The sequence below is a fragment of the Streptosporangium sp. NPDC049078 genome (assembly GCF_040648855.1).
In the GTDB taxonomy this organism is placed as follows: domain Bacteria; phylum Actinomycetota; class Actinomycetes; order Streptosporangiales; family Streptosporangiaceae; genus Streptosporangium.
In genome coordinates this window covers 221,515-234,451 of record NZ_JBEZEL010000010.1, presented here as the reverse complement: position 1 = coordinate 234,451, position 12,937 = coordinate 221,515, and the positions used below count along the sequence as shown (strand labels likewise).

12 protein-coding genes and 2 pseudogenes are annotated in these 12,937 nt (G+C 71.1%); 10 read left to right on the top strand and 4 right to left on the bottom strand.

Translation table 11 applies throughout. The features are described from left to right. Window positions 1-136: 136 nt before the first annotated feature. Both AB0B90_RS19110 and AB0B90_RS19105 read right to left on the bottom strand, forming a co-directional pair. A complete protein-coding gene (locus tag AB0B90_RS19110; RefSeq protein ID WP_362923855.1) occupies window positions 137-445 on the bottom strand; it encodes a RidA family protein in 309 nt (102 codons plus the stop codon). Between the two features lie 201 nt (window positions 446-646). Then, complete coding sequence (locus AB0B90_RS19105) at window positions 647-1,588, bottom strand: LysR family transcriptional regulator (protein WP_362923746.1); 942 nt, start codon at window positions 1,586-1,588, stop codon at window positions 647-649. Between the two features lie 115 nt (window positions 1,589-1,703). Between AB0B90_RS19105 and AB0B90_RS19100 the strand changes: the two genes are divergently transcribed. The 3 genes and pseudogenes from AB0B90_RS19100 to AB0B90_RS19090 form a co-directional block, all read left to right on the top strand. Continuing rightward, window positions 1,704-2,621 (top strand): NAD(P)H-binding protein, encoded by a 918-nt coding sequence (locus AB0B90_RS19100; RefSeq protein ID WP_362923744.1) that lies wholly within the window; start codon window positions 1,704-1,706, stop codon window positions 2,619-2,621. After that, window positions 2,611-2,976 carry a darcynin family protein gene (locus AB0B90_RS19095; RefSeq protein WP_350949661.1) on the top strand — a complete coding sequence of 122 codons (366 nt, stop codon included), beginning with the start codon at window positions 2,611-2,613 and terminating at the stop codon, window positions 2,974-2,976. The genes AB0B90_RS19100 and AB0B90_RS19095 overlap by 11 nt, the downstream gene beginning before the upstream one ends. Window positions 2,977-3,270: 294 nt before the next feature. Beyond that, window positions 3,271-3,437: pseudogene (locus AB0B90_RS19090) on the top strand (IS5/IS1182 family transposase); the annotation flags it as partial. Here AB0B90_RS19090 and AB0B90_RS19085 read toward each other — a convergent pair. Beyond that, a pseudogene (locus tag AB0B90_RS19085) lies at window positions 3,434-3,532 on the bottom strand (RidA family protein); the annotation flags it as partial. The pseudogenes AB0B90_RS19090 and AB0B90_RS19085 overlap by 4 nt on opposite strands. Window positions 3,533-3,667: 135 nt before the next feature. Between AB0B90_RS19085 and AB0B90_RS19080 the strand changes: the two are divergent. Further along, window positions 3,668-4,642: a WYL domain-containing protein gene (locus tag AB0B90_RS19080; protein WP_362923742.1), complete on the top strand. Its 975-nt coding sequence runs from the start codon at window positions 3,668-3,670 to the stop codon at window positions 4,640-4,642. Between the two features lie 44 nt (window positions 4,643-4,686). Here AB0B90_RS19080 and map read toward each other — a convergent pair whose 3' ends face one another. Then, complete coding sequence (map, locus tag AB0B90_RS19075) at window positions 4,687-5,457, bottom strand: type I methionyl aminopeptidase (RefSeq protein WP_362923740.1); 771 nt, start codon at window positions 5,455-5,457, stop codon at window positions 4,687-4,689. A 297-nt stretch (window positions 5,458-5,754) separates the two neighbouring features. Between map and AB0B90_RS19070 the strand changes: the two genes are divergently transcribed. From AB0B90_RS19070 to AB0B90_RS19045, 6 genes are all read left to right on the top strand, one after another. Continuing rightward, window positions 5,755-6,057 carry a helix-turn-helix transcriptional regulator gene (locus AB0B90_RS19070; RefSeq protein WP_350949664.1) on the top strand — a complete coding sequence of 101 codons (303 nt, stop codon included), beginning with the start codon at window positions 5,755-5,757 and terminating at the stop codon, window positions 6,055-6,057. Window positions 6,058-6,318: 261 nt separating this feature from the next. Next, the gene (locus AB0B90_RS19065; protein WP_362923738.1) at window positions 6,319-7,881 is read left to right on the top strand and encodes an ABC transporter substrate-binding protein; all 1,563 of its coding nucleotides are present in this window, start codon (window positions 6,319-6,321) and stop codon (window positions 7,879-7,881) included. Next, the gene (locus tag AB0B90_RS19060) at window positions 7,878-8,930 is read left to right on the top strand and encodes an ABC transporter permease (RefSeq protein WP_362923736.1); all 1,053 of its coding nucleotides are present in this window, start codon (window positions 7,878-7,880) and stop codon (window positions 8,928-8,930) included. Before AB0B90_RS19065 ends, AB0B90_RS19060 begins: the two co-directional genes overlap by 4 nt. Further along, a complete protein-coding gene (locus tag AB0B90_RS19055; RefSeq protein WP_350949667.1) occupies window positions 8,927-10,912 on the top strand; it encodes a dipeptide/oligopeptide/nickel ABC transporter permease/ATP-binding protein in 1,986 nt (661 codons plus the stop codon). Before AB0B90_RS19060 ends, AB0B90_RS19055 begins: the two co-directional genes overlap by 4 nt. Beyond that, window positions 10,906-11,697, top strand: coding sequence for an ATP-binding cassette domain-containing protein (locus AB0B90_RS19050; protein WP_362923734.1), 792 nt, complete (start codon window positions 10,906-10,908; stop codon window positions 11,695-11,697). Before AB0B90_RS19055 ends, AB0B90_RS19050 begins: the two co-directional genes overlap by 7 nt. Then, the gene (locus AB0B90_RS19045) at window positions 11,694-12,905 is read left to right on the top strand and encodes an MFS transporter (protein WP_362923732.1); all 1,212 of its coding nucleotides are present in this window, start codon (window positions 11,694-11,696) and stop codon (window positions 12,903-12,905) included. Before AB0B90_RS19050 ends, AB0B90_RS19045 begins: the two co-directional genes overlap by 4 nt. The last annotated feature ends 32 nt before the right edge of the window (window positions 12,906-12,937 follow it).

Sequence of the window (12,937 nt, the reverse complement as noted above, 5' to 3'; positions counted from 1 at the left end):
GCCGCCCCGACCACCGGCGAGGGCACGGGCCGCATCGCCTTCCCGCCGTCGGCCCCGCGCTACGGGCGGCGCCTCCGCGGCGACCGACACCACTCGTGCCGCCTCCGGCGGTCCCGCCGGAGGCGGTGAGGACGCGTCACGCGACGGCGGTCCCCTCAAGCTCGACCACCAGGCCGGGGAGCGCCAGCCGCGTCACCCCGAGCATCGTGGTGGTCGGCGCCACCCCGATGACGCCCAGCCGTGACGCCAGCACGCCGTAGTGCTCGAAGAGCCGATCGACGTCGGTGGTGTAGACGTTGAGCCGGACGAGGTTCGCGAGGGACATGCCGGCCTCGGCGAGCACGGCCTGGAGGTTGTCGAGGCTCAGCGCCAACTGCGCCGCCATGTCGTCGGCGTGCTGGGGCTCGCCCTCGTCGCTCATCGCGGTCTGCCCGGAGCAGTACAGGGTCCGGGTGGGTCACTCGCCCCCTCCCTGCCCCGCCACGCGGTATGCGAGAACGTGCTCGCATGCCTGAGCCTTCAAGCTCCGGTCGACTGACCGTGCAGGAATCGCGGCACACGATGGCCTGCGCACCCCCAGCCGCATCCATGATCGAGGTCGAGCCTGTGTCCGGGCACCGGGGTATGCGCGGATCCGCGGCGTGGGTTATTTCTCCTGGGGGGCCGGACGGAGTACCCGGCGCACGGCGCCGCGCAGCCACTGGTGGGCCCCGTCGGTGGTGTGGCGCGGGTGCCAGGCCATGCCGATCGTCAGTGGTGGCAACGGCAGCGGGATTTCCAGCAGGCGTAGTCCCAGCGCGTGCGCCGCGTCGCTGAGTGGCGAAGGGGGCTCGCCCGGCAGCGCGGCCGGCACCAGGCAGACCACGTCGCCGACTGCCGCCAGCACCATCGCCGCCAGATGTCCGGGCAGGACGGCGCTGACCCGCCGGCTGAGTCCTTGCTCGGCCAAGGCCGCGTCCAGCGGGCCGGTGAAGCGTCCACGGCGGCTGACCGCCACGTGCTCGGCCGAGGCCAACCTGGTGGGCGTCAGGGTTCCTTCGGCGAGCGGGTGCCCGGCCCTGACACCGACCGCCATCCTCAGCGTGACCAGCTCTTCGACCCGGGTCTCCGGGGCGACGTGGTCGATGGCCCCGATCTCCAGATCGATCCGGCCCTCGCGCAGCGCGGGGCCCGCCTCCCACTCCTCGGCCAGCACCCGCAGCGAGACGCCCGGCGCCCGGCGCCGGGCAAGCCCGAGCAGGCCCGGGGCCAGTGCCGCACCGACCAGGTCCGAGACCTGGACGGTGAAGGTGCGCCGCAGAGCGGCGGGGTCGACCCCGCCGCTCGGAGTGAGCAGTGCCTCCAACCGGCGCACCACCGCGGCGGCCTCGCCCCGCAGTGCCTCGGCGCGGGGTGTGGGCACCATCGCCTGTCCTGCCCGTACCAGCAGCGGGTCCTGGAGCACCCGGCGCAGCCGGGCCAGGGTGCGGCTCATCGCCGCCGGGGAGGTGCGCATCCGCGCGGCGGCACGGGTGACGCTCTGCTCGGTCAGTAGGGCGTCGAGGGCGACGGCGAGGTTGGCGTCGAGGTTCGGGGCTGGGCTGCTCACCGGCATAATTCCGTTTCGGGCAATGATCGGATGCTGAAGTTCCCATTGTGACAACGCGGCTCGGGTCTGCACGATCAAGGGACCGTACCGATCCGACACAGACCGCGAGGTTTTCATGATCGTCATCACCGCCCCCACCGGGAACATCGGCCGACGGCTGCTGTCGCTGCTGGTCGAGGCCGCGCCCGCACGCGGAGAGGCGTTGCGCGTCGTGGTCCGCGATCCTGCCCGGCTTCCCGAGTCCGTACGCGGACAGGTCGAGGTGGTCACCGGCTCGCACGGCGACGCCGCGACCGTCGAGCGCGCCTTCACCGGGGCCGACGCCGTTTTCTGGCTGGTGCCGCCAGCCGCCTCGGCCACGCCCGACGAGGCGTACAGCGGCTTCACCCGCCCGGCCGCGCGGGCGTTCGCCGCCCACGGTGTCGGCCATGTCGTCGGCGTCTCGGCACTCGGCCGCGGCACCCCGCAGGCCGCCCAGGCCGGGCTGGTCACCGCCTCCCTGGCCATGGACGACCTGATCGCCGACTCCGGCGTCGCCTACCGCGCCCTGGCCAACCCGTCCTTCTTCGAGAACCTGCTGGAGGAGGCTGACTCGATCCGCGAGAACGGCGTCTTCACCGACACCGTCGCCGCAGACCGCCCGGCCCCGCTGGTGGCCGTCGCCGACATCGCCGCGACGGCGGCCGAGCTGCTGCTGGACCGCTCCTGGACCGGCGTCGGCAGTGTCCCGGTGCTCGGCCCGCAGAACCTGTCACCCAACGACCTGGCCCGCATCATGACCGAAGAGCTGGGTCGTCCGGTCCGCTACCGGCGCCAGCCGCTCGACGAGCTGCGGTCCACCCTGCTCGGCTACGGCCTCAACGAGGCGTTCGTCGAGGGCATGGTCGACATGAAACGCGCCAAGGACCAGGGCCTGGACTCAGGCGTCGACCGCTCGCCGCAGGCGGGCCCGGCCACCGGATTCGCACAGTGGTGCGCGCAGACTCTCAAGCCCGCCGTTCTCGCCACACCGGAGGCAGTCGATGCCCGCTGACCGAACCAAGCCGCCGGTCACCGCGTTCATTCTGGTCAAGACCACGCCCGAGTGGCTGGCGATGACCGTGGCCGAACGCGTCAAGGCCTTCACCACCCAAGTCGTCCCGGTTATCGAGGCCCGCACCCGCGGTGTCCGCTCCCGCTTCTACGACACCGAGTTCTACTCGGCACGGGTCACCGACATCTGGGTCTGGGAGGCAGATGACCACGACGCCTACCGGCTGCTCATCGACGCGTTGCGCGAAACCCCCTTCTGGGACCGCTACTTCGACGTCGTGGACCTGCTTGTGGGTACCGAGAACGGCTACGCCCGCACCTACGATCTGGAACCGGCGGCCACCCTCGCCACCTGACGCTTCTCCCTGACCGGCCGGTGCTTCCGCAGGGCGGTGGCACCGGCCATCGGTTCAGCTGGGCAGACGGCAACGTGGCCCCACGTTGTCGCTCGCCAGTAGATCCGACAACGAGACCGCGATGCAGGCGATTCCCGAGATCACTCCTCCGTCGGCATGCCAGCGTGATCCGTGGAGGGTGTGGCCAGGCTGGGCAGGCGCAGCACGAACCGTGCGCCACGGGAGCCGTCTTCGATGGTGGGGTCACCGTAGTCTTGGCCGAAAATCCAACGAACCCGCTCCTGACCTGCGATAAAGTTGCATGCCGCTGACCGGCTGGATTGGTCCAAGGCGGTGATCGACAGCTCCCATGTACGAGCACTCAAGGGCGGCCCAAAACCGGCCCGAGCCCGGTCGATCGAGGCAGGACCGGCTCGAAACACCATGTGATCACCGACGGGAACGGCATCCCGCTGGCGGTCAGGTACAGGGTCCGGGTGTGCCCGGAGACGATCTCACCCTGGTTGTATCCCAGCCCCGTCGACCACGCCCACGGGTTGACCGCCGTTCGCTCCATTGCCACATCGACTCCATTCGGTTCGTTGACATCACGTCCGCCGAGCGGCTCGTAGCCGCCTTCTTCGACGCCGTGGTGATAAGCCTCCCGACAAATCACGACATCTTGTGTCGTGTATTTCTGTAGGGTTTTCGCATGCGCGCCGACCGGCTGGTCTCGCTGGTGCTCCTGCTGCGGCAGCACGGCCGGCTGTCCGCGACCGCGCTCGCCCGCGAGCTGGAGGTCTCCACCCGCACCGTGCTGCGCGACATCGAGGCGCTGTCCGCAGCCGGCGTCCCGGTCTACGCGGAACGCGGCCGGCACGGCGGTTTCGCGTTGTTGCCCGGTTTCCGGACCGAACTCACCGGACTGACCCCTGACGAGGCCCTCGCCCTCCTGATCGCCGGATCACGGCGCGGCGCGCAGACATTCGGCCTCGGCTCGGCGCTCGCCTCGGCGATGCTCAAGGTGGTCGACGCGCTACCGGAAAGCTATCGGGACACCGCGGCCGACGCGGCCGAGCGATTGCTCATCGACCCGGAGACCGACCTTCTCTCACGTCGCCTGGTCACCGAGGAGGCGCCCGACGCGACAGTGGCCGAAGTCCTGCGCGCGGTGCTCTCCGGACACCGGCTGCGCATCCACTACGCCGCCGGGGACCAGAGCCCGACGTGGCGCACGGTGGACCCGATCGGCCTGGTCACCGTACGCGATCGGGGTTACCTGCCGGCCACCAGGTCCGGCGCGGACCGCACCTACCGGCTGTCCCGGATCCTGGCCGCCGAGGAACTTCCCGAACCCGCACAGCGACCGGACCGGGTCGATCTGGACCGGGCCTGGCAGGAACGCAGCACCCGGTTTCGGACCGGCGGCGACCAGGTCACCGTGCTGGTGCGGGTGGACCCCGAGCGGCGGGAGGAACTGGTCGGCACCGCACTGGCCGTCCGCGCAGAAGAGGCCGAATCGGACGGCCGGCTGCGGATGGAGGTGACCTTCCAGGATCCGAGGCACGCCGAATGGGCGCTGTGGCAGCTCGGCACGAACGCGGAGGCCCTGGCCCCGCAGTGGTTGCGCGACCGTTTGCACGACCGGGCCGCCGCGACCGCCACCCGCTACGGGGCGCCCTCCTGAGAGCCCTCGCCTTCCGTGGTCCGCGCCCGCCTGATTCCGGCCGCTCACTTCGGCAAGGTGAGGATCTCGGCTCCGTCGTCGGTGATGGCGATCGTGTGCTCACTGTGTGCGGTACGGCAGCCTGTCGCGCTCCTGAGCGTCCACCCGTCGGCGTCGGTGACGAGTTTGGCGGTGTCGGCCATGACCCACGGTTCGAGTGCGAGCATCAGCCCCGGGCGCAGCCGGTATCCACGGCCGGGCCGCCCGGTGTTCGAGATGTGCGGCTCCTGGTGCATCGTCGATCCGATGCCGTGACCTCCGAACTCGGTGTTGATCGGATATCCCGCCTCGCTGAGGACCGAGCCGATGGCGTGGGAGATGTCGCCGATGCGCGCTCCGGGCCCGGCGGCCGCGATGCCCGCGTTCAACGCGCGTTCGGTCGCGCTGATCATCGCGACGCTCTCCGGAGGGTTGGAGCCGCCCACGATGAAGCTGACGGCGGAGTCCGCGGCGACTCCGTTCTTCGAGACGGCGAGGTCGAGTGAGAGCAGGTCGCCGTCGGCAAGGGTGTAGTCGTACGGCAGCCCGTGCAGCACCGCGTCGTTGACGGACGTGCAGATGTAGTGACCGAACGGCCCGCGGCCGAAGGAGGGCTCGTAGTCGACGTAGCAGGACCGTGCTCCGGCCTCGACGATCATGTCCTGGGTCCATCGATCGATGTCCAGGAGATTCGTGCCCACTGCGCTGCGGCTCTTCAGCGTCTGCAAGATGTGAGCGACCAGGGCACCGGTCTCCTTCGCTCGGGCCAGGTCCGGGGGGTTCAGGATCTCGATCATGCGACGCCCTTCTCATGCAACCAATAACTATCCCGGCAATATTATCCCGATGTCCAGGTCCGTGCGGTTCAACAGGTTGAGGCTCGGCCCCGCGGGACGGCTCCGCGCGGAGATCTCACCGAGGAGGAAGAGGCGCGAGAGGCCGGCGCCCGCCGTTCTCCGGTCCGGTCGACCTGCCGCTCAGCCGTGTTGCGCCGCTCGAAGAGAGCCGGTTCACGGCCGGCCAGGTGGCCACCCCGGGCGCCGCGCGGCAAATCCCTCCGCTCTCCGGCTCGCGCAGGCCCTAGAATCGAAGCCATGGTCAGGTTGCCGCTCACACCCGCGGAGGTCGAGCGCGGACAGCGCCTCGGCGCCCTGTTGCGTCGCGCCAGGGGAGAGCGCTCGATGCTCGACACCGCACTGGATGCGGGCGTGTCGCCGGAGACTCTCCGGAAGATCGAGTCAGGCCGCGTGGCGACACCCGCCTTCCCGACCATCGCGGCGATCGCCGATGTCCTCGGTCTTTCCCTCGACGAGGTGTGGGCAGAGATCAACCAGCCTGACGACGGGGTCCACCCCACAAGATCAGGCCGCAACGCGCGCGAGCGATTGGCCTCATAAGTCCCAGGCCCGCAGCCGCCTTCTCCGACTCGATCAACCGGCCGCCTGAGATCCGATCAACACGACACGCCGGCCCACGAAAAGTGACGATTACGGCGTGGTGCCCCCTTGCCGTCGGTGACTTTCCTGGCCGGCGTCATATCGTAATGTGCGGCAAATTCCGCGAAACCTCCGGGAACCAGACACTCGATGCCACCGACTACCTGAGGGTGGGCGATCGATCGCCCTCTTGTCGACGGTTGTCACCTGCCCGGAGTGTTCGTGTCCAGATCGCGCCTCGTCACCATCCTCGTCGCCTCGATCATGCTGATCGGCGCGTGCGCCTCCGATCCCTCCGATACCGGCGAGAAAACCCCCGCCGCCCCTGTGCTGCGCATCGGCCTGAGTGAGGAGTCCGGCGCCCTGGACCCCCACGCCTTCACCGGTAACTTCCTGCTCCTCGACGCGATCTACGAGCCGCTTGTCATCTACACCGAGGGCGGCAAGCCGGCACCGGGGCTCGCGGAGTCGTGGACCGTCGCCGAGGACGGCCGGCAGGTCACCTTCGACCTGCGTGACGGCGTCCGCTTCACCGACGGGACCCCGCTCGACTCCGCCGCCGTCAAGTGGAACTTCGACCGGTGGGTGGGCAACAAGAAGTTCACCTTCTTCCGGGCCTCGCAGGTCATCTCCGCGGTGGACACCCCCGACTCCGACACCGTCCGGCTGACGCTGTCGGAACCGTACGAGCCGCTGCTGCAGGAGATGTCGATCGTGCGGCCGGTGCGGCTGCTCAGCCCGAAGTCCGCCACCGGCGGCGAGTTCACCACCCCCGTCGGCACCGGGCCGTGGAAGCTGGTGTCGAACTCCGCCACCGGCGCGACACTGGCACGCAACGACGACCACTGGGGGACCAAGCCACAGCTGGAGCGGCTGGAGTTCAAGGTCATCCCCGATTCCCAGGCGCGCGTCGACGCGCTCGCCAACGGCGAGATCGACCTCATCGGCGGCTCCTACCTGGCCCCGATCACACCGCTGGAGGCCAAATCGCTGAGCGAGCGCGGCGACGTCACCCTGCTCACCGGCGCGTCGGACGTCTCGATCATGCTCGGGTTCAACCCCGACGGCCCGGCCGGTGACCGGGCCGTCCGCGAGGCGGTGCGTCAGGCCATCGACACCACCTCCCTGGTCGGCGCACTGTTCCAGGGCTATGGCGAGCCGGCACGGCGGGTGTTCCCGCCGAATGTGCCCGACTCGGGCACCGACCTGCCGCCGTACTTCGACCAGGCCGGCGCCCGCGCCACGCTGGACGCCGCCGGATACGCGCTTGAGGGCGACAGCCGGGTCAAGAACGGTAAGAAGCTCTCCCTCAAACTGCTCGTCCCGGCCAAACCGGCCGCGGGCCAACTCGACCCCCGCACGATGGCCGAGGCGATCGCCGGCTCCCTCAAGACGGTCGGGATCACCGTCGAGATCTCCCCGGTCGACGCCGCCGCGTACTACGACGAGCGGGCGGAGGGCACCTACGACCTGACCTTCTTCGAAGGGCTCGGCGCGCCGTACGACCCCTCCAGTTCGATCGTGTCCCTGTTCACCTCCGGAGCGCGCGCCCCCCTCTGGGCGACCCCGGCCACCGAGAAGGCGGTCGACAAGGCGCTGTTCGCCCGCGACCCCGCCGCCCGCAGCGCGGCCTACCAGGAGCTCTACGACGCGGTCGCCGCCGACGCCGGTTTCGTGCCGCTGGCCTACCGGCCACGGATGTGGGCCGCCCGCGCCGCGGTGAAGGGCTTCACGATGCCCCCCACAGACGTCGATCTGGAACTCACCGGAGTCACCGTCGAATGAGGTCACGCGGACGGCTCGTCACCGCGGGCGGTTACCTCCTGCGGTGGGCCGTCGACGTCTTCGGCGTGCTGCTCGCGATGTCGCTCGGTGTCTTCGCGCTGGTCCTGCTCGCCCGTGGTGACGCCGCGGCGATGCTCGCGGCGACCCGTGCCGGTCGGCCGGCCACGCCCGAGCAGATCGAGGCCGTCCGCGTCGAGCTCGGCCTCGACGATCCCGCGGCGGTGCGCTACCTGAGGTGGCTCGCCGACGTGTGCACCGGCGACTTCGGATTGTCGTTGCGGACGAACACGCCGGTCGGTCCCGAGGTCGCCGACCGGCTGGGCGTCACGCTGGGGCTGGTGGCCGGCTCCACCGTGGTCGCCCTCGTGATCGGGGTGAGCGTCGGCGTCGCGGGGGCGGTGCTCCGGCGTGGCCTGTTGCGCGGAACCCTGCGACTCGCGGCGCTGCTCATCACCTCGGTGCCGGCGTTCTGGCTGAGTTACCTGCTGGTGTTGGTCCTGGCCCTGCGTCTGCGCGTGGTTCCGACGTCGGGGATGGCGGGTTTCTCGACGTGGGTGATGCCGATGGCGGTGCTCGGGCTGCCGGTCGCCGGTGTGCTCAGCCGGGTGGTGGCCGTCACGCTGCGCGAGGCCCTGGACCGGCCGTACGTGCGCGCGGCGCAGGCCAGGGGGAGCGGACCGCTGTCGATCGTGCTGCGAGACGGCCTGCCGAATGCCGCCGGGCCGATCCTGTCGGTCGCCGGGTTCGGCATCGGGAGTCTGCTGGTGGGTGCCGTCGTGGTGGAGCAGATCTTCGGCTGGCCCGGTATCGGGGCCTACTTCGTGCACGCGGCCGGGGCCAGGGACGTTCCGGCGCTGCAGGCCGGCACGCTCGTCATGGGAGGTGGCTTCATCCTGGCCAACCGCTGTGCCGATGTCCTGCAGGGGCTCATCGACCCCCGCTCCCGGCGAGACCGGATCCCCCCGGGAAAGAGCCGTTCCGGGCGGGGCAGGCCGCTCCGGGAGCGGGTCGGCGGGTTCACCGCCCGGTCGCGACGGGGGACGACGTGACCGGCCGGCGGGGCGGCAGGGCGTGGACGCGTACGGCACTGGTCGCGACGCCCTTGATCCTCTTCGCGGTCGTCGGGGTGCTGGCGCCGGTCATCGCCCCGGCCGATCCCACCGTGGGCGACCTGACGGCGGGACTGCTGCCGCCGTCGCCGGAGCACCCGCTCGGCACCGACCAGCTCGGCCGTGACCAGCTCAGCCGGATGCTCTACGGTGCCCGGATCTCCCTCACGGTCACCGCGGCCGTGCTGGCGATCGCGCTGACGGCCGGCACCGCGATCGGCGCCCTCGCCGGTTACCTGGGCGGATGGGTCGACCGGTTCGTCTCCCGGGTGATCGACGTCGTCGTCTCGCTGCCAGGGATGCTGGTGGCGCTCGCGGTGATCGGTGTGCGGGGACCCGGGGTGGAGAACCTCGTCCTCGCGCTCTCGCTGTGGTCGTGGGCGCCGTACGCCCGGATCGCGCGTGCCCGCGTCGCCGGCATGCGAAGCAGCCCTCATCTGGACGCCCTGCGCCTGCTGGGCGCGGGACGCGGGCGCATCATCGGTAAGCACCTGCTGCCCCCGGCGCTCGCACCCTGCCTGGTCTACGCCAGCACGGACGTCGGCATGATCGTCCTCAGTGTCGCCACCCTGAGCTTCCTCGGCCTGGGGGTCGCCCCGCCGCACGCCGAGTGGGGCCAGATGCTCATCGAAGGGCGGCCGTTCCTGGACTCGGCGTGGTGGCTGGCGTACCCGCCCGGCGTCGCCATCACGGCCGTGGTGTTCGCCGCCAACCTGCTCGGTGAGCGCCTGGCGGCCGGTGAGGAACGGCCGTCGATCCTGCGCCTGGTCCGTCCACGGTGGAGTCTCCCGGCGCGGGCCCCACGGCCCGCCCACGCGGCCGCGACCACGAAGGAACCTGTGGCGCCCACCCCGCCGGAGGCGGCGCGGGATTCCTCCGAGCACGACGCGGTACTGCGCGTGCGGGACCTGTCCGTCTCCTACCCGGACGGCGGCGGGCGCCGCCGCGTCGTCGCCGGGATGTCCTACGAGGTGCGGCGCGGGCGGATCCTCGCCCTCGTCGGCGAGAGCGGAAGCGGCAAGACCACGGCCGCGCTCGCCCCCTTCGGCCTGCTGGACCCGAACGCGGCGGTCACCGGATCGGCGGTGCTGGGCACCGGTGCCGGCGCCCGTCAGCTGGTGGACCTCTCCCCGGGCGAACGGCGCCGGATCAACGGGCATCGGGTGGGCGTCGTCTTCCAGGACAGCGCCTCCGTACTCAACCCGTTGCGGACGATCGGTGCGCACGTCGACGAGGCGGTCCGCAACACCGGCCGGGGCGGCCACCGCGCCGTGACCCGCCGGGTCACCGAGGAACTGTTGCGCCTGGCCGGTCTGCCGGACCCGGCGAAGGTCGCCCGCGAGTTTCCCCACCAGCTGTCCGGCGGGATGCGCCAGCGGGCACAGATCGCCATCGCCCTCGCGGGCGAGCCGGAGTTGCTCGTCGCCGACGAACCCACCTCGGCCCTCGACGTGACCGTGCAGGCGCAGTTGCTCGTGCTGCTGGCGCGTCTGCGTGACGAGCTGGGCATGGCCATGGTCGTCGTCAGCCACGACCTGGCGGTCGTGTCGCGCCTGGCCGACAGCGTGGCCGTCGTGTACGGCGGCCGGATCGTGGAGTCGGGCCCGCTCGCCACGGTGATCACCGATCCCGACCACCCCTACACGCGGGGCCTGCTGGACGCCGTACCACGGCCCGGGGCCGCACCGGGCACCCGGTTTCGCACCATGCCAGGCCGGGCGGGCGCCGGCCCGGACGAGACCGAGGGATGTGGGTTCGCGTCCCGCTGCCCGCTCGTGGCGACGGCCTGTGTGTCCGAACCACCGGCCCTGGAGGCCCCGGTCCCAGGCGCGCCGCCTCGCGTCGACGCACACCGGTCGGCCTGCCTGCGCCACCCCAGCCGCCCCGCGGAGGCGGGGGAGAGGAGCACCGGCCCGTGTTAGAGATCGTCGGGGTGAGCGCGGGCTACGGTGGCCGGGAGCGCGGCCGGGACGTCACGGCGGTGATCGAGGACGTCACGCTGCGCGTGGCGGCGGGTGAGATCGTCGGACTGGTCGGCGAGTCGGGCTGCGGCAAGACGACGCTGGCGCGGGTCGTGACCGGGCTGCACCGGCCCAGCGCGGGAGCGGTACGCGTCGCGGAAGTGGACGTGCACGCGCTCCGTGGCCGGGCCCTGCGGGCACATCGGCGACAGGTCCAGATGATCTTCCAGGACCCCTGCCTCACGCTCAGCCCGCGGCAGACGGTACGCCAGGCCCTCGCCGAGCCGCTGCACATCCACCGGATCGGCGACACCCGGTCCCGGTCCACGCGGGTGAGCGAGCTGATGGACCTCGTCGGGCTCGACCCTCAGGTCGGCGATCGCCGTCCCGGTCAGCTGTCGGGAGGGCAGCAGCAGCGCGTGGCGATCGCCCGGGCACTGGCTCTGGAGCCGCGCCTGCTGATCTGCGACGAGCCGGTCACCGCGCTCGACGTGTCGGTCCAGGCGACGGTGCTCAACCTGTTGTGCGATCTGCGCGACCGGCTCGAGTTCGGCTGCCTGTTCATCACCCACGACCTCGCCGTCATCTCCCAGCTCGCGGACCGCGTCGCCGTCATGCGGCACGGCCGGATCGTCGAGCAGGGCCCGACCGGGGACGTCACCACCCGCCCGCGCCACCCCTACACCCGCACCCTGCTCGCGGCCACTCCCACCATGGACATCGAGACCAAGGCGCGATCGGTATGACACCCACCGACCGGGAGGCATCGGGCTCTCCCGCGCGATCCGGCGTCCGCTCGTTCACCGGCACGCAGCTCGCCCTGTTCGGGAGCGGGTTCCTCGTCAATCTCATCAGCTTCTCCGTGTACCCCTACCTGGCGATCCTGCTCCGCGACCGAATGGCCCTCGGCATGGATCAGGTGGGCCTCATCCTCGGGGTGGCGACGTTCGTGCAGTTCGCCGGAGGGGTGCCCGGCGCGGCCCTCGCCGAACGGATCGGACTTCAGAGGAGCCTGGTGATCGCGATGGTTCTGCAGACCATCGCGTCGCTGGGGTTCCTCGCCGGCGGCACCTGGCCGGCGGTGACGGTCGCCGCGCTGTTCCTGCGATCGGCGGCCACCGGGCTCTACTCACCCAGCGTCCGGGGTTACACCGTGCACGGTGCGAGTCCCGGCGACCGGCCGCGGCTGATGTCCGCGAGCTACGCCACGGGCAACGTCGGCATCGCGGTCGGGCCGGTGGTGGGGGCGCTGTTCATTCACGACCCGGGCGGGATGTTCGTCGCCGCCACGGTGCTGCACGCGGCGATGGCGATCGGGCACGCCCTCCTGCCGCGAGAGCGGCGGGAAGAGGGCGAGGTGATCGAGCCACTGCGCCGGGCACTGGCCGGCCTCGCGGTCCTGCCGTTCGTCGTGACCGCCATGACCCTCTATCTGTACATGCACTTCTACCAGTTCCTGTCGTCCTACGCCGAGGGCAGGCTGCCCACCGTGTTCTACGGTGCGGCGATGATGGGCTACTCGCTGGTGCTGGCCGTACTGCAACCGCTCCTCACGCGACGGGTCGAGCGGATGCGCTACACCCACGCGATGGCGGTCGGTTTCTGCTGCCTCGCCGTCGGCATGATCGCGTTCACCGGCGGGAACGCGATAACGGTCGCCGCCGGGATCCTCGTCATCGGCGTGGGCAACTCGGTGCTCTTCCTCAAGAACGTCCTTGAGATGCTCAGCCGTACGAAGCGGTCACCGGCGGTCGTCTTCGGTCACCAGCGGCTGGCCGAAGGAGTCGGCGCGTCCTTGAGTGGCCTCGTCGGCGGGAGCCTCTACCAGCTGTTCGAGAGCGCGGGGCATCTTCCCGGATTCTGGCCGGCCATCGCCGCCCAGTGCCTGCTCCTTCCGGTGATCCTGCTGCTCGCGTGCCGTCGGCTCGGGCACCCCGTGTCCGAGCCTTCATGACGAACCCGGCGGACGTGGGCCGGCACCTGACG